The sequence below is a fragment of the Photobacterium sp. MCCC 1A19761 genome (assembly GCF_037389125.1).
Classification (GTDB): domain Bacteria; phylum Pseudomonadota; class Gammaproteobacteria; order Enterobacterales; family Vibrionaceae; genus Photobacterium.
Window position 1 is genome coordinate 318,234 of record NZ_JAZGTF010000002.1, and the last position, 20,461, is coordinate 338,694.

Below are 20,461 nucleotides of genomic sequence, written 5' to 3' on the forward strand. Positions count from 1 at the left end.
CTATGATTGGTAATTATATTTCAATTTGGTAACTCAACGTTCTTTGAATACGTCACGACTTCAGCGCCAGATATACCTGAAAAGCAACTTGGGCAAGCAACCCAAGTTCGTTTTTATGCACCACAAATTAAAATGGGTTCACTTTTTCAGGATGAAAAAAAAGAGAGGAAATTTGAATCGTTAACCAACCGACTTATCTTACGACCATGCACAAGCTGCCGTGAACGGATACCTGAGAAGAAACCATGGATAACGCATTTTCACGCTGATGGAGGGAATGTAGGGTTGGACCTGCGGCGGCTTGGTTCGGCACCATCCGCGCCCAATAAAAAAGGAGCCGCGGCTCCTTTAGGTTCAGACAGAAAGTTCTTTTAGCGCTGGGCGCGCGAGAAAAGCGAGAAGAAATTCTCCGTGGTGACCCGCTCAACTTCTTCGACGGAAACACCTTTGAGCAGAGCAATATACTCGGCAACCTCACGGACATAAGCCGGCTGGTTTTGTTTACCGCGATGCGGCACAGGTGCCAGGTACGGTGAATCGGTTTCGACCAACAGGCGCTCTAGCGGAATCTGGTGAACCACATTTTTCAGTTCGCTGGCCTTGTTAAAGGTCACAATCCCGGAAATCGAGATGTAGAAGCCAAGCTCAATCGCGGCCTGGGCCATTTCCAGGCTTTCAGTGAAGCAGTGCAGCACACCCCCACATTTTTCCGCCCCTTCTTCACGCAGAATACGCAGCGTATCTTCACGCGCCATTCGGGTATGGATAATCAACGGCTTGTTCAGCTCAACGGCCAAACGAACATGCTGGCGGAAAATCTCCCGCTGCTGCTCGGCCAGCTCCGGCTGGTAGTGATAATCCAGGCCGGTTTCACCGATAGCAACCACACGCTCATGCTGCGCATAAGCCCGCAACTGTTCGTAATCAAAGCCGGCTTCAATATCCAGGGGATGCACACCACAAGATGCAAAGACATGCGGATAAGGTTCAATCATTTCCATCATGGTCGGAAAGCTTTTCAATGTCACCCCAACCGACAGGAAGTAATCGACACCTCTGGCCTTGGCTTTAGCCAACACATCATCAACCCCAGTATGTAATTGCTCGTAATCCAGTTTGTCCAGGTGACAATGTGAATCAACTAACACAAGATGCTCCTCAAATTTTTCGGACGGTTAATCAGGCATAAACCCGGTTAACCAATTGACAATCAACAACTCTTCATTCAACCCGCTGTGGGTTTCCAGCTGCCTTTGCAAGACATTGACCTGATGTGCCTGGCGCAGTAATACTACCGGGCTGATCTGGGCCGCCACGGCCTGTACCCGCGAAACGGATTCACAGTGGATCAAATGGGCACCAGCCCCTTGCTGAAGTTTAATACAGTCGACCAGGAAATAGCTGAGCCACTTCAGGCTAATCGCGCCTTCAGCGACGCACATGCCCGCCACATCATACAGGCCAAGGTGGGGCGGCCTGGCAAACGCACAAAACGCGTCCAGCAGATTGCCGTAACGAATGTCCTGCCCCTGCTCGATAAATGCGACCGTCGCCAACGGCGAACCACTATTAAGCCGGATGGCTTCCCGTTTGACGCTTTGCATCAACTGCTGCTCGACCCAACGTTGGGTTTGCCCTTCATCCGGAGTTGGCAACCGCCATTGATTACATCGGCTGGTGATCGTCGGGAGCAAGCTGTCCAGCGAATGCGCCAACAATACAAACTGACATCCAGACGGCGGCTCTTCCAGGGTTTTCAACAGCGCATTGGCCGCGGACTCCCCCATCTGATCCGCAGGATCAATCATGATCACCCGCTGGCCCGCCAGCTGAGACGTTTCCGTGGCCCAGCGGTTACATTGGCGAATCGCATCCACCCCGATCTGCTTGCCTGCTTGCACCGGCGTCACGGCGTGGAAGTCCGGGTGGTTCCCGGCATCGAAGAGCTGGCAGCTATGACACTGTCCGCAAGGATCTGTCTCACTGTGCTGGCACAGCACAGTTTTCGCCAATTGTCTGGCCAGCGCCTCGCGCCCACTGCCGCTCGGTGCCACCAGCAACACGGCATGATGCAAGCGCCCCTGACGCAGCAGTTGCTGCCAGTTCTGCCAGACAGGCTCCTGCCATGGATACAACATATTATTGCTGCTCCAGCCAGGCGTTGAGTGCCTGGGTGATCGCGGCAGAGACGTCCGCGAGCGACTGCCCGGCGTCAATGATCACCACGTGTGGATCCTGCTCGGCCAGTGCCAGGAATCGCGCCCGGGTCCGGTGGAAAAAGTCGATATTCATTTGTTCGATCCGATCCAGTTCGCCGCGACCGCGCGCACGCTCCAGGCCCAGCACCGGATCGATGTCCATATACAATGTTAGATCGGGACGGAAATCCCCCAGCACGGTATCGCGCAGGTTCTCCATCACGACCGGATCAAAACCGCGTCCACCGCCCTGATAGGCCTGTGACGACATGTCATGACGATCACCAACCACCCAACGCCCTTGCGCCAGCGCCGGTTTAATCACATTGTCCACCAGCTGGATCCGGGCCGCATACAGCAACAGCAGCTCCGCCATATCGGTCAGCGGCTCATCGGGATGCCCCTGTTTAACCAGCGTTCGCATCTGTTCAGCCAATGGTGTCCCACCTGGCTCACGGGTCAGAACCGGCTCGGCAATTCCGTGCTCTTGCAGTACCTTGGCCACCAGGTTGATCGCCGTACTTTTCCCGGCGCCCTCAAGCCCTTCAATTACAATAAATTTACCAGTCATTTGTTTTGCTTTAGTGTTCTCAGATAATCGCGCACTGCCCGGTTATGCTCGCGCAGCGTCGTTGAAAATTTATGGCCGCCTTTGCCGTCAGCCACAAAATAGTAATAGTTGCTGGTTTGCGGATTCACGGCCGCCAGAACCGAGGCCTGGCTCGGCATTGCAATCGGCGTCGGCGGCAGACCGAAAATGGTATAGGTATTGTAAGGCGTTGGCGTCCGCAGATCACGCTTGCGAATATTCCCGTCATAGCGCTCGCCCATGCCGTAAATCACGGTCGGATCGGTCTGCAACCGCATCCCCTTCTTCAGACGATTCATAAACACGGAAGACACCACGGTTCGCTCATGATCGACTGCCGTTTCCTTCTCAATAATCGAGGCCATGATCAGCGCTTCGTAAGGATTTTTCAGCGGGATCGCCTCATCGCGCCCTTCCCAGGCTTCGGCCAGCAGTCGAGTCATCTGACGGTATGCACGGCGCAATAGCTCCAGATCCGTCGTTCCGGCCGTATAGTGATAGGTCTCCGGCAACAAATAACCTTCGAGTTTCTCAACGTCCGCGCCAATCTCAGCGGCGATTTCAGCCTCCGTCATCGCTTGGGTGGCATGCACCACATAAGGTGCTTCCTTCAGCTGCGCCCGCCAGTCGACGAATCGGTCGCCTTCCACCAGGGTGATTGCAAACTGATGCTCACGACCAGACACCACCAGCGTCAGGATATCATGCAAGGCCATGGTCGGTGTGATCTGGTAGGTCCCGGATTTCAAGCGGGTCAGCTGGGGCTCAAGCCGCGGGATCCACCGACTCCAGATCGATACCGGGATGATTTTTTCCTGATCCAGTTGCGCCAGCAAACCTCGGAAGGACGTTCCGGTTTTAACGGTCAGCAACACGTTTTCCTGTTGTGTGACCGTTTGGTTCAGGGATGCTTTCACCTGCTGATACGACCAGCCTAATCCACCTGCAACCGCCAACACAACCCATAAGATGACGATCAGCAACTTCTTTAGCACGCGTACAACCTCTCATTCAGTTCACGCAGCAGCGTCTGCTCCGTAAACGTTTTTCCTTCAATTTCAGATATCGGCACTAGCGCCATGAGTGCATTAGTAATAAAGACTTCATCGGCGTAACGCAACTCATCCAGAGGTGATTTGACAAACTCTGTACAATATTGACTCTGCGCCAGCAGGCCGAGGACATGGGAGCGCATGACACCGTGCACACCGCAGGCCTCCAGGGACGGTGTAAACACAGTCTGCCCTTTGCGCCAGAAGATATTCGAGGCAACCGTCTCCGCGACACAGCCATCCGCATCGAGTACCACCGCATCGAGCCAGCCCCGATCCTGCGTTTCCTGTTTCAGTAACACCTGCTCCAGTCGGTTCAGGTGCTTCAATCCAGCCAGCATCGGACTCGTCGACAACCGTTGCCGACAGACCCCCAGGGCGATGCCGTGCTGCTGCCACTGCTGGTACTGACTCGGCCAGGCAAAATCAGAGACGATCACCTGAGTGTCGAGACAACCGGCCGGGCTATAGCCCCGCCCGCCTGCGCCCCGGCTGATCAGTACTTTCACTCCGCCTTTGTCCGGAAAGGCTGCTGCGAGCCGATGAACCTGCTCGGCCAGCGCCTGCCAGTCCGGTGCCGCGATCCGCAGCGCCGCCAGCGTATGTTGCAGCCGCTTTAAATGTAACGGCCATAACCGAGGCTGACCCTGTTCAATAAGAATCGTTGTAAAACAGCCGTCGCCATATTGCAATGCCCGATCGGCCACCGACACCGCGTCTGTCTCTACACCGTTGATCAGAATCATCCCAGTCTCCAGATAAAAAAACGGCCCGGTGCAGAGCACCGGGCCGTGTCATCATAACAGGTTCTCGTTAGATTTTCTTAAATAGCAACGAGCCGTTAGTGCCACCGAAACCAAATGAGTTACACAGAGCGTACTCAAGGTTCACCTGACGTGCCTCGCCTGGCACGTAGTCCAGATCACAGCCTTCATCCGGGTTTTCCAGGTTAATCGTTGGCGGAACCGCCTGATCAACCAGAGTCATGGCAGTAATAATGGCTTCTACCGAACCGGCAGCACCCAGCAGGTGACCAGTCATTGACTTGGTTGAAGAAACCAGCACTTTATCCGCTGCCGCACCCAGGGCACGTTTGATCCCCAGCGTTTCAGCAACGTCACCGGCAGGCGTCGACGTACCGTGTGCATTCACGTAACCAATGTCTTCTGCATTGATCCCGGCATCACGAATCGCCGCTTCCATCGCCAGCGCACCACCTGAGCCATCTTCGCTTGGCGACGTCATGTGGTAAGCATCGCCACTCATCCCGAAGCCAACCAACTCGGCATAAATTTTCGCACCACGTGCTTTGGCGTGCTCGTATTCTTCCAGCACCATCATGCCGGCACCGTCGCCCAGCACGAAACCGTCACGGTCTTTGTCCCACGGGCGAGAAGCCGCTTGCGGGTCATCGTTACGGGTCGACAGCGCTTTCGCCGCCGCAAAACCACCCATGCCCAGCGGGGTCGATGCTTTTTCAGCACCACCGGCCAGCATGGCATCTGCATCGCCATAAGCAATCATACGCGCAGCATGGCCAATGTTATGAAGGCCAGTTGTACATGCCGTAGAGATGGCGATGTTCGGACCGCGCAGACCGTACATGATAGACATGTGGCCGGCGATCATGTTGACAATTGTTGATGGAACAAAGAACGGGCTGATCTTGCGCGGTCCTTTTTCCAACAGGGCTTGATGGTTGGCTTCAATCAGTCCCAGACCACCAATGCCAGAGCCAATCGCTACACCGATACGTGGAGCGTTTTCTTCAGTTACTTCAATACCAGAGTCTTTTAACGCCTGTACGCCTGCGGCAATACCGTATTGAATGAACAAGTCCATTTTGCGAGCATCTTTCTTGGACATGTACTCTTCACAATCGAAGTCTTTGACCAGACCAGCAAAACGGGTCGCAAATGCGCTCGCATCAAAATGCTCAATGTTGCTAATACCACTAGTGCCTGCCAGAAGGGCTTTCCATGAAGACTCAACAGAATTACCAACCGGTGATAGCATACCCATGCCAGTAACAACTACGCGACGCTTAGACACGATTTTTTCTCCGGGAATTGAGGATAAAACAGGATTTTGAAATTAAATCAGGCGGTCATGGTGACCGCCTGGAGGGAGTTCTTTAATTACTCAGACGCGCTAACAACGTAGTCGATAGCTGCTTGAACTGTCGTAATTTTTTCAGCTTCTTCGTCAGGAATCTCAGTATCGAATTCTTCTTCCAGAGCCATTACCAGTTCAACTGTGTCCAGAGAGTCAGCGCCCAGATCGTCAACGAAAGATGCTTCGTTCTTCACTTCTGCTTCGTCTACGCCTAGTTGCTCAACGATGATTTTTTTTACGCGTTCTTCGATGTTGCTCATTAATCTATTTCCTTAAAACAAGAATTCGCTAATGCGATTTGCTGTAGTTTATTCATTACGGCCAAAGTTGCAATACTCAACACGCTGGTCAAACCACGAATTTCCGTGAAAACAGGATGAGTTTGACTTGCATCAGCAAGTTATGCAACTTTTTTGTTTAAATCATGTACATGCCGCCGTTAACGTGCAGTGTCTCACCGGTTACATAACCCGCATCATCCGATGCAAGGAAGGCAACAGCTGCCGCAATTTCACGCGGATCACCCAGGCGACCGGCTGGAACATTGGCAAGTGTAGCAGCCCGCTGGTCATCATTCAGCGCTTTAGTCATATCGGTTTCGATGAAACCAGGCGCAACCGCATTAACTGTGATCCCGCGCGAAGCAACTTCACGTGCCATCGACTTAGTGAAACCGACCAGACCGGCTTTCGCGGCTGCATAGTTAGTCTGACCCGCGTTGCCCATGATACCCACGACAGAGCCGATGCTGATAATCCGGCCACTTCGTTTTTTCATCATTGGGCGCAGTACGGCTTTGGACAGGCGGAAAACAGACGTCAGGTTGGTGTCCAGAATGTCTTGCCACTCTTCATCTTTCATTCGCATCAGCAGGTTATCACGCGTGATGCCGGCGTTGTTCACCAGAATATCGATATCGCCAAACTGCTCTTTGATCGCTTTTAGGACAGATTCGATTGACTCAGGAGATGTCACATTCAGTGCCATCCCAGTGCCATTGTCACCCAAGTAGGCGCTGATGGCTTCTGCACCGCTGTCAGAGGTTGCTGTTCCGATCACGGTTGCACCGCGCTCGACCAGAATTTCTGCGATAGCACGACCGATACCACGGCTTGCACCGGTAACCAGAGCAATTTTACCTTCAAGGCTCATTGTATTTCCTCTTCTATAGGGAGTCTGGGGCCTGTCCCTTTAAGCACCTTCACGGCGCAGCCATCCAACTGGCCAGCTGACAGGCCGGAGACAGGCAACAATCTTACTTCGCGGCGTCCAGGCTGGCTGGATCGTTCACCGCTGCACCACCAAGGGCACGATTAATTCGTTTGGTCAGACCGGTCAGGACTTTACCCGGGCCCATTTCCAGCAGCGTTTCAATGCCGTCGGCGGCCATGCGCTCAACAGACTCCGTCCAACGGACCGGACCGTACAGTTGCTTCACCAGCGCTTGCTTGATCGCCGCCGGATCCGTTTCAACCGCCACATCAGCGTTGTTGATCACCGGAATCGCCGGTGCATTGAATGCAACTGCTTCCAGCGCGACAGCCAGCTTCTCTGCCGCAGGCTTCATCAGCGCACAGTGGGAAGGCACTGAAACCGGCAGCGGCATCGCACGCTTGGCGCCCGCTTCCTTACACAGCACATTAGCACGCTCAACGGCTTCTTTATTCCCTGCAATCACCACCTGGCCCGGCGAGTTGAAGTTAACCGGTGAACACACCTGGCCTTGGGCTGCTTCTTCACAGGCTTTGGCAATGGCGTCGTTGTCCAGACCAATAATGGCAGACATTGCACCGACACCGGCAGGAACGGCTTCCTGCATCAGCTGGCCACGCAGCTCAACCAGTTTTACCGCGTCTTTGAAATCCATCACACCAGCACACACCAGCGCCGAATATTCACCCAGGCTATGGCCTGCCAGCACGGTTGGCTGCGCGCCACCCTGCTGTTGCCATACACGCCAAATCGCGACCGAAGCCGTCAGCAATGCCGGCTGGGTACGGTGCGTTTCGTTCAGTGCTTCCGCTGGTCCGTTTTGAACCAGCGCCCACAGATCATAACCCAGCGCTTCAGAAGCTTCGGCAAACGTCTCTTGCACAACAGCATACTGTGCAGCCAGCTCAGCCAGCATACCAACGGCTTGAGAGCCCTGGCCCGGGAAAACAATCGCGAACTTAGACATTCGAGAATCCTTATTCTTACGTACTGATTTTTCAGTAGATTGACAAGAGGTGTGTTTTACGGACAACAGTAATCCAGTCAAGATTACCGGTCACGGCACACCCCTTCCTAAACTTTATCGAATCCAGGCAGCTACACTGCCGGTTCAGAATTTGACCAGCGCCGAGCCCCAGGTAAAGCCGCCACCGAATGCTTCCAGCAGCAGGGTCTGACCACGCTGGATCCGACCGTCACGGACCGCTTCATCCAGCGCAGTCGGAACCGTCGCGGCCGAGGTATTGCCGTGGCGATCCAGCGTCACCACAACCTGATCCATCGACATCGACAGCTTTTTGGCCGTCGCCGAGATAATCCGCAGGTTGGCCTGGTGCGGCACCAGCCAGTCCAGCTCGGATTTATCCATATTGTTCGCCGCCAGCGTATCTTTCACCAGATTCGATAGCTGAGTCACGGCAACTTTAAAGACTTCGTTGCCGGCCATATACAACCACTTATCGTCGCTGAAGGTCTGGCCGTGCTCCGGCACCGCCAGGCTCAGCAGGCCACCGAAGTGCCCATCGGCATGCAGATGGGTCGAAATGATCCCCGGTTCTTCACTGCCACCGACAACCACGGCACCGGCACCGTCACCAAACAGGATAATGGTCGAACGATCATCGGGGTCACATTTATGAGACAGTGCATCAGAGCCGATCACCAAAACATTTTTGGCCATACCGGTTTTAATGTGCTGATCAGCAATACTCAGGGCGTAAATAAAGCCGGAGCAGGCTGCTGCAATATCAAACGCCGGGCAGCCTTTAATGTCCAGCATACCCTGAACCTGGCAGGCAGCAGACGGGAACGCATGGCTGGCACTGGTGGTTGCTACAATGATCAGGTCAATCTCTGATTTATCAATGCCCGCCATGTCAATTGCGTTCAGAGAAGCCTGATAACCCATGACCGCCACAGTTTCATCAGCAGCGGCGATACGGCGCTCGCGAATTCCAGTCCGTGCGACAATCCACTCGTCGGATGTATCAACCATCTGTTCTAAGTCGGCATTAGAACGCACTTGAGCTGGCAGGTAGCTGCCGGTACCTAAAATTTTGCTATACATGAAGACTAATAATGCCTCTCGAGTAAGACTGCTTCCAAACGGTCACTGATTTTTGTCGGTATTTGCCGTTTGACCTCGTGTACCGCTTCGCCAATCGCATTTGAAAAAGCGGCAATATCAGCACTTCCATGGCTCTTGACCACAATACCGCGCAATCCTAACAGACTTGCGCCATTGTACTGGTCGGGGTTCAATCGTTTGAGGCTGATGAATAGGTCATTAAACAACCATTTAGCCACCAAACGCTTTATCGGGTTCCGGGTGATCGCATTTTTAATGCTATCAATAAACAGATTGGCTACCCCTTCGCTGGTTTTCAGGCTGACGTTGCCGACGAAACCATCGCATACAATGACATCCGCCCGTCCGGAATAAAGTTCATTACCTTCAAGATAGCCGATGTAATCAATCTCGGGGGACTCGCACAGCAGCTCGGCGCAGCGCTTGACCAGGTCGTTGCCTTTGATCTCCTCTTCACCGATGTTGAGCAGGGCCACTTTCGGCTGAACGGTTAAATCCTGTTCGGCAAGAACGGCGCCCATCACGGCAAACTGAAACAGGGTATCGGCATCGCAGGACACATTGGCGCCAAGATCCAACAGCCAGGTTTTATGCTCGCTATTGGTCGGGATCGCAGAAACCAGCGCTGGTCGGTCAACACCCGGCAGCAACTTGAGGGTAAAGCGCGATAGCGCCATCAGGGCACCGGTGTTGCCCGCACTGACACAGGCATCGGCCTGCCCGGCGGCAACCGCTTCCAGGGCCATACGCATAGACGATCCGTGGCTTCGGCGTAATGCCTGAGACGGCCGGGTATCATTGGCAATCACATGTTCACAGTGAACAATGCGAATACGGGGATGCTTGAGCTGATTAAGAAGGGATAGCTGCTCGGTGATCGCTTGCTGATCACCAAATAAAATCACGTTGAGCGATGGGTATTGCAACAGTGCCTGCACGGAGGCAGGCACTGTTACTTGAGGACCGAAATCCCCGCCCATTGCATCAAGTGCAACGGTTAGACCACTCAAGGCTCAACCTTATTTGTTGATAACCTTACGGCCACGGTAGAAACCGTCAGCTGTTACGTGGTGACGTAGGTGAGTTTCACCACTTGCAGAATCTACAGATACAGCTGCAGTTGTCAGTGCATCGTGAGAACGACGCATACCACGTGCTGAACGTGATTTTTTGCTCTTTTGTACGGCCATTAACCCTACTCCTGTTAAAATTACTTACTTCAAATTTTTCAATACTGCAAACGGATTCGGACGCTCATCAGCAACGGGGATTTCACCAAAAGTCATGTTTCCACTGGCTTTGCAGTCAGCTTCATCATGCATAGCGACTTGAGGCAATTCCAAAATCAACTCATCTTCAACAATTTGAATCAGGTTAATCTCACCATTTTCGTCGACGTCAGCCGGCTCATAAGCTTCCGGAAACTCATCAACTTCCTCAGGCTTGAGGAGCGGACTATAACAGAACTCGACACTGTATTCGTGTTCGAATCCTTCCTGGCATCGCTGACAGGTCAACATCACAGCAACATCAGCGCGACCGCGCATGAAGGCCAGATGACGTTGGTCAAAGTCAAATGATAAGGTGACGTTTGCATCACGTATTACGCTCTGGGTGGATTCAGCCAGGCGCTCAAGTTTTTCGGCTTTGATGATGCCATCATAGTCGAGTTTTTTCTGAGCGGCGCGAACCGGATCTACCGTTAGCGGCAATTTTACCTTTTGCATAGGGCGCGAATATTAGCCTTCTAATCTGTTTGAGTCAAAGGAAATGTGCGCGAATTAACAGCTTTTGGCCAATTCGCCAGCTACCGCATCGGTAGCCATCCCGCGGTCGGGTCACTTCCCCCCTACTGGTCGCTATCTGCCTGAGTGGTAACAGGTTGCCTGCCATTCACCAAACGAACAAATAACCACCAAAGACAGACGAAATCCTGACCAGTTTTGATACCGTCAGCCACCTTCTTAGTATGGTGCCGATTCGCCTGTTATACCGCTTTTGTCACACCGGTAGCCGAGGGGCAGAATGCACGCTAGACTACCCGGCATTGAAATCCATACTTTCCAGAGCGAGTCCCGATCCGATGACCCAACCTTTGCTGCTGGCTTCAACCTCACCATTTCGCCAATCCCTGCTGGAAAAACTCTGCTACCCGTTCGAAACCGCCAGCCCGGATATCGATGAAACAGCGCTGCCCGGTGAAACTGCCGAACAACTGGTCATGCGACTGGCCCAGGCCAAAGCCGTCGCCTGCGCCGCAAACCATGCAGATGCGCTGATCATCGGCTCCGATCAGGTCTGCGTCATTGACGGTCAGATCCTCGGCAAGCCCCACACGGTAGACAATGCCGTCCGTCAGCTACAAGCGGCCAGCGGCCAAACCGTGACCTTCTATACCGGCCTGTGCCTGCATAACGCCCGCACCGGACACAATCAGGTGATCTGCGAACCGTTTCATGTCCACTTTCGCTCGCTGACAGACGATGAAATTCACCGCTACGTGACGCTGGAGCAGCCACTCAACTGCGCCGGCAGCTTTAAAAGCGAAGGCCTCGGTATCGCCCTGTTCGATCGTCTTGAAGGACGCGACCCGAACACCCTGGTCGGCCTGCCGTTAATTGCCCTGCGTGAGATGCTGGCCCGCGAAGGCGTGGCTATTCTTTAGACCGCATTATCGTGTAGAAGCAGGACCGTCGAAAAAGGCGAAACTATTCAGATTCTCAGATTCGCCTTTCATTACTATCGACTGAAGCGATACATCAACGACAACAGCCTTAGCGATTCAAAACAGCCCGACCGTCCGGCTCCCTTACGATGCCTGTCGGACCGGCTTTTTACGCAGTTGCTCAATGGCACGAACCAGCATTGGCTCCATCGGCGCATTGATTTCCATCACCGCTTCTGTTTTCGGGTGACAGAACTTGATGTTCGCGGCATGCAGGAACAATCGGTTGAGGCCCACCTTTTTCGTATACGCATCAAACCGCGGATCGCCATACCGATCGTCCCAGGCAATCGGGTGACCGGTATACTGGCAATGCACGCGGATCTGGTGCGTCCGGCCGGTAACCGGGCTGGCCTGAACCAGCGTCGCCTGCTCCAGACGCTCTATCACTTTAAACCGGGTATCTGATGCCTTGCCGTTCGGGTTCACCCGCACAATGCTGTTCACTTCATTCTTGAGCAGCGGTGCAGTGACCTGCTTGCAACTGGCCTTCCACTCCCCCATGACCAGTGCGAAATAATACTTCTGTACGGTTTTCGCGCGGAACTGGGCCTGTAAATGGCGCAGCGCCGAGCGCTTTTTGGCGACCAGCAGAATCCCGGAGGTATCCCGGTCAATCCTGTGGACCAGTTCAAGGAAGCGCGCATCCGGGCGCAAGGCCCGCAAGGCTTCAATGGCCCCGAACTTCAGTCCGCTCCCACCGTGTACTGCGGTCCCCGAAGGTTTGTTGAGGATCAACATGTGATCATCTTCGTAAATAATGCAGTCTTCGAGCTCAGCCACCTTGTTGAGACTGGTACTGACCGGCGCCTGCGATTCACGCTCCGGCACCGTCACAGGCGGCACCCGAACCACATCACCGTCCAGCAGCTTGTACTCAGGTTTTATACGTTTTTTATTTACTCGCACTTCACCCTTTCGCAAGATGCGGTAAATCATACTTTTTGGTACGTTTTTCAGCCGAGCTCGGAGAAAATTATCGATCCGCTGGCCTGCAAAGTCATCAGTGATCTCGATGAATTGCACTTTTGGTTTATCATCTTTCATAGGTTTCATTCTAACATGCATGCAAAGCAGATTGCCGCAAAAAAGTCACCCTGCTATGATTGCCTGCAGGAGTGGGATAAAGTGCCTACTTCTGTAACATGGTGAACAGAATATCACCTAACTGACTATCATTCATACAGCTCGGCGAGAAAGCGCAGCACATGGCATAAGACGCGATGCTTTCCGGACTGTTTTTTAGCGTGCTCGATTATAGATTTTTTACCGGTGTAAAAGATACCGCCGCGTAAATCGGTGATGACAGCTGTATATTTTCTGATCTAATCATCTTGAATACCGCTGGACAATACGTGTAGCCAGATAGCACTCCTGATTTCCAGCCGTGAGGCTGCATTAACGAACAGACTTGGAGTCAGGCACCACCGGTACAAACTCGCTAATCGGACCGCTAGCACAACGACAAAAACGAGTACAAAATAATGAAGAGAATGTTGATTAACGCGACTCAGAAGGAAGAGTTGCGCGTCGCATTAGTTGATGGGCAGAAGCTCTTCGATCTAGATATCGAAAGCCCTGGCCACGAGTCTAAAAAAGCAAATATCTACAAAGGCCGTATTACCCGCATCGAACCAAGTCTGGAAGCCGCGTTCGTTGATTACGGTGCTGAGCGCCACGGATTCCTGCCGCTAAAAGAAGTTGCCCGCGATTATTTCCCTGCCGATTACTCTTACCAAGGCCGACCTAACATTAAGGAAGTGCTGAAAGAAGGACAGGAAGTCATTGTTCAGGTCGACAAAGAAGAGCGTGGGAACAAAGGCGCAGCCTTAACCACCTTTATCTCGCTGGCCGGTAGTTACCTGGTCCTGATGCCGAACAACCCACGTGCCGGCGGTATCTCCCGTCGTATCGAAGGGGAAGAGCGCACCGAACTGAAAGCAGCCCTCAGCACGCTGGAACTGCCGCAAGGCATGGGCCTGATCGTGCGGACTGCCGGGGTTGGCAAATCCGGTGAAGATCTGGAATACGATCTGAACTACCTGCTCAACCACTGGGAGCGCGTGAAAGATGCAGCGGACTCTGCACCGGCACCTTTCCTGATCCACCAGGAAAGTAATGTCATTGCCCGAGCGATCCGCGATTATCTGCGCCGTGATATCGGTGAAATCGTGATTGACAGCAAGAAAATCTACGACCGTGCCCGCGAGCATATCCAGCAGGTGCGTCCGGATTTCCTGAGCCGCGTGAAGCTGTACGACCACAGTGATACGCCGCTGTTTAACCATTACCAAATTGAAAACCAGATCGAATCAGCCTTCCAGCGTGAAGTTCGCCTGCCGTCAGGTGGCTCCATTGTGATCGATCCGACTGAAGCCCTGACTTCTATCGATATCAACTCCGCTCGCGCCACCAAAGGCGGCGATATCGAAGAAACAGCCCTTCAAACCAACCTTGAAGCGGCCGACGAGATCGCCCGCCAGCTGCGCCTGCGTGATCTGGGGGGGCTGGTGGTGATTGACTTCATCGACATGACGCCGGTTCGCCACCAGCGTGAAGTGGAAAACCGCCTGCGCGAAGCCGTCCGCATGGATCGTGCCCGTGTCCAGATCGGCCGGATTTCACGTTTCGGCCTGCTGGAAATGTCGCGTCAGCGCCTGAGTCCGTCTCTGGCGGAAGCCAGCCACCATGTGTGTCCGCGCTGTAGCGGTACCGGGGTGATCCGTGACAGTGAATCTCTGTCACTGTCGATCCTGCGTCTGATTGAAGAAGAAGCGCTGAAAGACAACACCTCGCAGGTGCTTGCCATTGTGCCGGTGCCGATTGCCTCGTATCTGCTCAATGAAAAACGTCGCTCGGTGCAGCACATCGAGAAGTCTCACAGTGTCCGTGCCATTATCGTCCCGAATGCCGATATGGATACACCGCACTTTGAAGTGGTCCGTGTCCGTACCGGTGATGAGCAAGATACCCTGTCTTACCACCTGCCACGTGCACTGGAAGCCCTGAAAGAAGCAGAATCTGAACCGCAGCAAGATCGCATCATCAACAAGAAGCGTGAAGAGCCGGTACTACAAGGGTTCGCAGCACCGACAGAGCCACCAAAGCGCAAGGCACCTGAAGTAGCTGCCGCGAAACCTGCTGAAAAACCAGGACTGTTCAGCCGTATCTTTACGGCATTGACCAGCCTGTTCGGCGGTACTTCGGAAGCGCAACCGGAGCCGAAAGACACCGACAAGCGCAATGGTCGTCGCGGTGAACGCCAAGACAGCCGTCGTGGCGAGCGTCAGGACAGCCGCCGTGGTGAGCGCCAGGACAGCCGTCGTGGTGAACGTCAGGACAAGCGTCAGGACAAAGACAGCCGTCGCGGCAAAGAAGATACCCGTCAGGGCCGCAAGCGTCAGGACACTGAGCGCGATACCCGCACCGGTGAACGTCAGCAACGTCGTCGCAGCGACAAACCGAAGCAAGAGCGTCCGCAGGTTGAGAAAGCTGCTAAGCCAGCGCGTCCGCAACGGGATGAAGAAGCCAAAGAGCTGAAGCATCAGTCGCGCCGCGAAGAGATCCGCGCGCAGAAAAAACAACGTCGCCAGGAAACTCAAGAGGCCACCGTTGAAACACCGGCCGTTGAAGAGCAAGCGGTTCAGCAGCAAGAGCAAGAGAAAGCGACCAAGGTGAAGCAACGCCGCCAGCGTCGTCAGCTGCAGAAGAAAGTTCGCATCCTTGACGCCGACGAAGCACAAACTGAGCTGGTTGAAGAAGTAACCGCCGAGAAGCAACCGTCACCGCTACAGGAGCTGGGTACAGCCGTCGCCAAAGAAGCGCAAGCCAAATCCGCCGAAACGGATGCAGCCGAGCAAAACGGCGAGCAGGAAAACGGCCAGCGCCGCAACCGCCGTTCACCACGCCACCTGCGTGCCAGCGGTCAGCGTCGTCGCCGTATCCGTGATACCCGTACGGAGAAAGAAGGGTTTGATTCGGCCGTGACTGAAGCGGTTGGCCATGCCGTCGAAGCCGCCACGGAGACGATGGGCGATCTGGAGAACGTGGTTTCTGTGGTTGAAAAACCAAAAGCACCACGCCTGGCTTCCGGTGTTGCATCACCAGAAATGGCGATGGGCAAAGTTTGGGTTCCGGCCCAGAAGCCATCGGTTGAAGCCGTGGTGGAAACCGCGACCGAAGCACAGGCTGAGCCAGCTGTTGCAGCGACCACAGCACCAGCCCTTGGTGGTGTCGCCATGCCGGAACTGGCTATGGGTAAAGTGTTCCCGCAACGTGCACCTGAAGTTGTTGCAGAGGCCACTGAGGTTGAAGCCGCTATAGCCGTTGAAGCACCAGTTGCAGAAACCGTTGCAGTTGAAGCTACAGAAGCCCCAGTTGCAGCTACGGAAGTCGAAGCTGAGCCAGTGGTTGCCGACGTGAAGCCGGTTGAAGACACTGTCGTTGAAACAGCTACAGTTGAAGAAGCGACAACTGAAGAAGCTGTCGTTGAAGAAACGGTAACCGCTGAGGCCGCAGCACCCGCTGAAGCGCAAGCCGAGCAAGCCGATGTTGCAGCCCCGGTTGAAGCGGTAGCACCTCAGGCCGAGGAAGCACCTGTGGTTGAAGCCCTTGCTGCTGCCACGGCTCAGGCTGACCGCCCGGCGACTCGCATCACGACGACTCGCATCACGACAACATCGCCACGTGGCCATCACACCACGTCACCGATGACCAAAGCGCCAGCACCGGCAGCTACTTCGGACGTCTCTGTCGTCGCGATTGCACCGATGCGTGAACAGCGTGCCGTTACCCGTCAGGCTGGTAGCCAGACGGCGACCAGTGTTGCCGGTGCGCCGATGACCAAGCCGTCGATGGACTAACCCGTCTGAAACGGAATGAAAGCCATGCGTTTTGCATGGCTTTTTTTTCGCTTGGTGCACGGCTGAAACCTACAGCCTGCTTTTGCACCATGAACCTAATCGACATCAAAGTTTCTTACACTTGCTACGAATATTGTGCTGAAATAGCGCTTGAAAGTTGAACCAAATCACATATTTCTGTAGCATTCGCGTCTTTCCCATGCTCTTTTTATAACCGAAGCAGATCAAAACTGAATAAAATGTTTGAATTCCCACAATTTTCGCGTCAATCCGTCAAAAATGACGTTCTTTCAGGGCTGACCGTCGCCCTGGCTCTGGTTCCTGAAGCCGTGGCATTTGCCTTCGTTGCGGGTGTCGATCCGATGGTTGGCCTCTATGCAGCCTTCATTGTCGGTCTGGTAACTGCTGTGCTCGGGGGTCGTCCAGGCATGATTTCCGGCGCAACCGGTGCGATGGCGGTAGTCATGGTCAGCCTGGTGGCTGAGCACGGGATCCAGTACCTGTTTGCCGCCATTATGCTGGCCGGTGTCTTGCAAATTCTTGCGGGGATCTTCAAGCTGGGTAAATTCATTCGCATGGTCCCGCACCCAGTGATGATCGGTTTCGTCAATGGTTTGGCCATTGTGATTTTCCTGGCGCAGCTGGGCCAGTTTAAGATCCCGGATGCCAATGGCGTCTTACAGTGGATGCAAGGCTCCCAGCTATACATCATGCTGGGTCTGGTCGCCCTGACCATGGCAATTATTCACTTCCTGCCGAAACTAACCAAAGCGGTTCCGTCTTCACTGGTTGCGATTATCACCGTGACCGCACTGGTCCACGGTCTGGATCTCGAATCGCGGACCGTGATCGATTTCGTCCGCGGTATGAGCGGCGATGCTTCAGCAACGCTGGCCGGTTCGCTGCCGACCTTCGCCCTGCCTGAAGTCGGCTTCAACATGGAAACACTGCAAATCATCCTGCCTTACTCTGTGGTTCTGGCGGCTGTTGGCCTGATCGAATCCCTGCTGACCCTGACCGTGATTGACGAGATGACCGGTACTCGTGGCCAGGGCAACCGTGAATGTGTAGGCCAGGGTGTTGCGAACATGACCTGTTCCGTATTCGGTGCCATGGGTGGCTGTGCCATGATCGGCCAATCGATGATCAACATTAATTCCGGTGGCCGTGGGCGCCTGTCCGGGATCACCGGTGCCGTAGGTCTGCTGCTGTTCATCCTGTTCGGCTCATCGCTGATTGAAATGATCCCGCTGGCCGCCCTGGTAGGTGTGATGTTCATGGTGGTGATTGGCACTTTTGAGTGGGCCAGCTTCAAAATGGCGCGCAAAGTACCGAAGCACGACTTCTTTGCGATCATTCTGGTCACCAGCGTCACTGTTGTAGCGGACCTGGCACTGGCGGTGATCGTCGGGGTGATCTACTCGGCACTGGTGTTTGCCTGGGAACATGCCAAGCATATTTTCGCCACCAGCCATATCAACGAACAGGGTTCAAAGGTATACGAAGTGAATGGCCCGTTGTTCTTCGGCTCCGTCTCGCACTTTATGGAGCTGTTTGATGCCAACAACGACCCAAGTGATGTGATTATTGATTTCGCCAACTCGCGCGTGGCCGACCACTCAGCGATTGAAGCGATTGATACCATTGCCGAGCGTTATGCCAACCAGGGCAAAACCCTGCATATCCGCCACCTGAGCCCGGAATGCCGCTCATTGCTGAAAAAAGCCGGCAACCTGGTAGAAGTCAACGTGATGGAAGATCCAAGCTACAAAGTTGCGACGGATACCCTGGGTTAATTTCCCCCTTCAAAGACCCAACAACGCCCGCACCTGCGGGCGTTGTCATGTGTAGCGGTTCGTTATCGCAAATCAGCCACGAATCAACCGGGCCAAGAACTGCTCGCTGGCCTCTTCAATCAGATCCAATACAGTCTCAAACCCCTGCGCCCCGCCGTAATAAGGGTCCGGGATTTCCTCAATGTCCGACGATGAATAGCTCATAAACAGCGCCAGTTTTTGCTGATGCTGCGCCGGGCACTGTGTCGTCAGGTCGCGCAGGTTTGCATGATCCGCCGCCAGAATATAATCAAAGCGTTCAAAATCCTCCGCGACGACCTGCCGTGCCCGAATGCCGCGAAAACTATATCCCCGCGCTTCACCGGCAGCCCGGGAACGTTCATCCGGTGAATTGCCCTGGTGATACCCAATGGTTCCTGCCGAATCAATCTCCAGTGCAACACCGGCCTGCGCCGCTTTTGCCCGCAACACCGCTTCTGCGGTCGGTGATCGGCAAATGTTGCCCATGCAAACGATAAGTACCTTCTCCGTTTTATTGGCCATCGCCTCTCCTCTTTTTCTCAACGGCATCATCGCGCAGTCTATAACACAACAGACTGCCACTCAGTCACTATACCTGCCCCAGTCGTCGAACTAAATGCTGCTTTGTCCGGCAGCAACACTCTGCCGAACTTTCCGTGTGTTGTCATTGCCTTCCGTGCTTTGCTGACGCAAAATTCCTGCTCATCCGTTTTTTGCATACTGGCCGTTTGGCCCATGCGCTTGCCACTGACAGGGAGTATCGCCACCATGTTCACCATCACCGCGCCGGATACGACGCGACTTGCTCAAGTCCGGGATAAAATCAACCATAAAACCAAACCCCTCGGCGCGCTGGGTCAACTGGAGGACATCGCTACGCAACTGGCCCTGATCCAACAATTCGATCAACTGGTTATTTCCCAACCGCATTTGCTGGTCTTTGCCGGGGATCACGGCATCGCCCAACACGGGGTCAGCATCGCGCCCAGTGAAGTCACCACCCAGATGGTGATGAATTTCCTTGCCGGTGGCGCCGCGATTAACTGTTTCTGCCGCACCAGTAATATGGCGATCCAGGTGATTGATGCCGGAACCAAATTAGAGCCGGACGACCACCCGCAGCTGATCAAGCAGCGCTTGGGGGCTGGCACGGCGGACTTTTTCCGGCAGCCCGCGATGTCCCGGGACACCGCAACCCAGGGGCTGATGTACGGCGCCGAAGCCGTCGCCCGAGTCCATCAACAGGGATGTAACCTGGTCGGCTTTGGCGAGATGGGCATCGGCAACACCAGCAGTGCCGCCGCGCTGATGGCCGCCCTGCTCCAGCTCCCGGCAGAAGCCTGTGTCGGCCGGGGAACCGGGATCACAGATGCGCAGTATGAACAAAAACTAACGCTGATCCGTCAGGCCCTACAGCATCATCAGGCGGCATTCGATGATCCGCTCAATATCCTCGCCTGCCTCGGCGGTTTTGAAATCACGCAAATCACCGGGGGGATGTTAAAGGCTGCCGAGCTTCAGATGACCGTGCTGGTTGACGGCTTCATTGCCACCGCCGCCGCCCTGATCGCTACGGCAATCCAGCCCGAGGCCCGTCACTATTTCCTGTACTGCCACTGCTCTGAAGAAGCCGGACACCAACGGATGCTTGAGCATCTCGGCGCGAAGCCCTTGCTGGATCTGGGCCTGCGCCTGGGTGAAGGGACCGGTGCGGCACTGGCGCTGCCCTTGATCCGTGCGGCCTGTGAGTTCTATAACAACATGGCAAGCTTCAGTGAAGCCGGGGTGAGGGTGTGAGCGAG

The 20,461-nt window shown here is 54.4% G+C and carries 19 protein-coding genes; 4 read left to right on the plus strand and 15 right to left on the minus strand.

From position 1 onward, the window contains the following. Positions 1-371: 371 nt before the first annotated feature. The 13 genes from VV869_RS04100 to yceD all read right to left on the minus strand — a co-directional run bounded on the left by VV869_RS04100 (position 372) and on the right by yceD (position 10,982). A complete protein-coding gene (locus tag VV869_RS04100) occupies positions 372-1,148 on the minus strand; it encodes a TatD family hydrolase (RefSeq protein ID WP_337733710.1) in 777 nt (258 codons plus the stop codon). A 27-nt stretch (positions 1,149-1,175) separates the two neighbouring features. After that, positions 1,176-2,138 carry a DNA polymerase III subunit delta' gene (gene holB / locus VV869_RS04105; RefSeq protein ID WP_337733711.1) on the minus strand — a complete coding sequence of 321 codons (963 nt, stop codon included), beginning with the start codon at positions 2,136-2,138 and terminating at the stop codon, positions 1,176-1,178. Between the two features lies 1 nt (position 2,139). Beyond that, a complete protein-coding gene (gene tmk / locus VV869_RS04110; RefSeq protein ID WP_337733712.1) occupies positions 2,140-2,769 on the minus strand; it encodes a dTMP kinase in 630 nt (209 codons plus the stop codon). Further along, positions 2,766-3,782: an endolytic transglycosylase MltG gene (mltG, locus tag VV869_RS04115; protein ID WP_337733713.1), complete on the minus strand. Its 1,017-nt coding sequence runs from the start codon at positions 3,780-3,782 to the stop codon at positions 2,766-2,768. The genes tmk and mltG overlap by 4 nt, the downstream gene beginning before the upstream one ends. After that, positions 3,776-4,585, minus strand: a complete 810-nt coding sequence (gene pabC, locus VV869_RS04120) for an aminodeoxychorismate lyase (RefSeq protein ID WP_337733714.1) — start codon at positions 4,583-4,585, stop codon at positions 3,776-3,778. Before pabC ends, mltG begins: the two co-directional genes overlap by 7 nt. A gap of 67 nt (positions 4,586-4,652) precedes the next feature. Then, entirely contained in the window at positions 4,653-5,891 is a 1,239-nt protein-coding gene (fabF, locus tag VV869_RS04125) for a beta-ketoacyl-ACP synthase II (protein WP_337733715.1), read from the minus strand. Positions 5,892-5,977: 86 nt separating this feature from the next. Then, entirely contained in the window at positions 5,978-6,214 is a 237-nt protein-coding gene (acpP, locus tag VV869_RS04130) for an acyl carrier protein (RefSeq protein WP_002541727.1), read from the minus strand. A 157-nt stretch (positions 6,215-6,371) separates the two neighbouring features. Next, positions 6,372-7,106 carry a 3-oxoacyl-ACP reductase FabG gene (gene fabG, locus VV869_RS04135; protein WP_337733716.1) on the minus strand — a complete coding sequence of 245 codons (735 nt, stop codon included), beginning with the start codon at positions 7,104-7,106 and terminating at the stop codon, positions 6,372-6,374. 103 nt (positions 7,107-7,209) lie between these two features. Further along, positions 7,210-8,133, minus strand: coding sequence for an ACP S-malonyltransferase (gene fabD / locus VV869_RS04140; protein WP_337733717.1), 924 nt, complete (start codon positions 8,131-8,133; stop codon positions 7,210-7,212). A gap of 144 nt (positions 8,134-8,277) precedes the next feature. Further along, positions 8,278-9,234, minus strand: a complete 957-nt coding sequence (locus tag VV869_RS04145; protein ID WP_337733718.1) for a beta-ketoacyl-ACP synthase III — start codon at positions 9,232-9,234, stop codon at positions 8,278-8,280. A 5-nt stretch (positions 9,235-9,239) separates the two neighbouring features. Beyond that, positions 9,240-10,265, minus strand: a complete 1,026-nt coding sequence (gene plsX, locus VV869_RS04150) for a phosphate acyltransferase PlsX (RefSeq protein ID WP_337733719.1) — start codon at positions 10,263-10,265, stop codon at positions 9,240-9,242. 9 nt (positions 10,266-10,274) lie between these two features. Beyond that, positions 10,275-10,445: a 50S ribosomal protein L32 gene (gene rpmF / locus VV869_RS04155; RefSeq protein WP_039468809.1), complete on the minus strand. Its 171-nt coding sequence runs from the start codon at positions 10,443-10,445 to the stop codon at positions 10,275-10,277. Positions 10,446-10,469: 24 nt separating this feature from the next. After that, positions 10,470-10,982, minus strand: coding sequence for a 23S rRNA accumulation protein YceD (gene yceD / locus VV869_RS04160; RefSeq protein ID WP_337733720.1), 513 nt, complete (start codon positions 10,980-10,982; stop codon positions 10,470-10,472). 356 nt (positions 10,983-11,338) lie between these two features. Here yceD and VV869_RS04165 point away from each other — a divergent pair, with 356 nt between their 5' ends. Then, the gene (locus VV869_RS04165; RefSeq protein ID WP_337733721.1) at positions 11,339-11,920 is read left to right on the plus strand and encodes a Maf family protein; all 582 of its coding nucleotides are present in this window, start codon (positions 11,339-11,341) and stop codon (positions 11,918-11,920) included. A gap of 144 nt (positions 11,921-12,064) precedes the next feature. Here the strand turns inward: VV869_RS04165 and rluC are convergent, their stop codons facing one another. Continuing rightward, positions 12,065-13,027: a 23S rRNA pseudouridine(955/2504/2580) synthase RluC gene (gene rluC, locus VV869_RS04170; protein ID WP_337733722.1), complete on the minus strand. Its 963-nt coding sequence runs from the start codon at positions 13,025-13,027 to the stop codon at positions 12,065-12,067. A gap of 437 nt (positions 13,028-13,464) precedes the next feature. On the opposite strand from rluC, the gene rne reads away from it, so the two are divergent. Beyond that, positions 13,465-16,842 (plus strand): ribonuclease E, encoded by a 3,378-nt coding sequence (gene rne / locus VV869_RS04175; RefSeq protein ID WP_337733723.1) that lies wholly within the window; start codon positions 13,465-13,467, stop codon positions 16,840-16,842. A 239-nt stretch (positions 16,843-17,081) separates the two neighbouring features. Continuing rightward, positions 17,082-18,638, plus strand: a complete 1,557-nt coding sequence (locus tag VV869_RS04180; protein ID WP_337733724.1) for a SulP family inorganic anion transporter — start codon at positions 17,082-17,084, stop codon at positions 18,636-18,638. Between the two features lie 72 nt (positions 18,639-18,710). Here VV869_RS04180 and VV869_RS04185 read toward each other — a convergent pair whose 3' ends face one another. Beyond that, complete coding sequence (locus VV869_RS04185) at positions 18,711-19,181, minus strand: low molecular weight protein-tyrosine-phosphatase (RefSeq protein WP_337733725.1); 471 nt, start codon at positions 19,179-19,181, stop codon at positions 18,711-18,713. Between the two features lie 246 nt (positions 19,182-19,427). Between VV869_RS04185 and cobT the strand changes: the two genes are divergently transcribed. Continuing rightward, complete coding sequence (cobT, locus tag VV869_RS04190) at positions 19,428-20,456, plus strand: nicotinate-nucleotide--dimethylbenzimidazole phosphoribosyltransferase (protein WP_337733726.1); 1,029 nt, start codon at positions 19,428-19,430, stop codon at positions 20,454-20,456. Positions 20,457-20,461 lie beyond the last annotated feature (5 nt).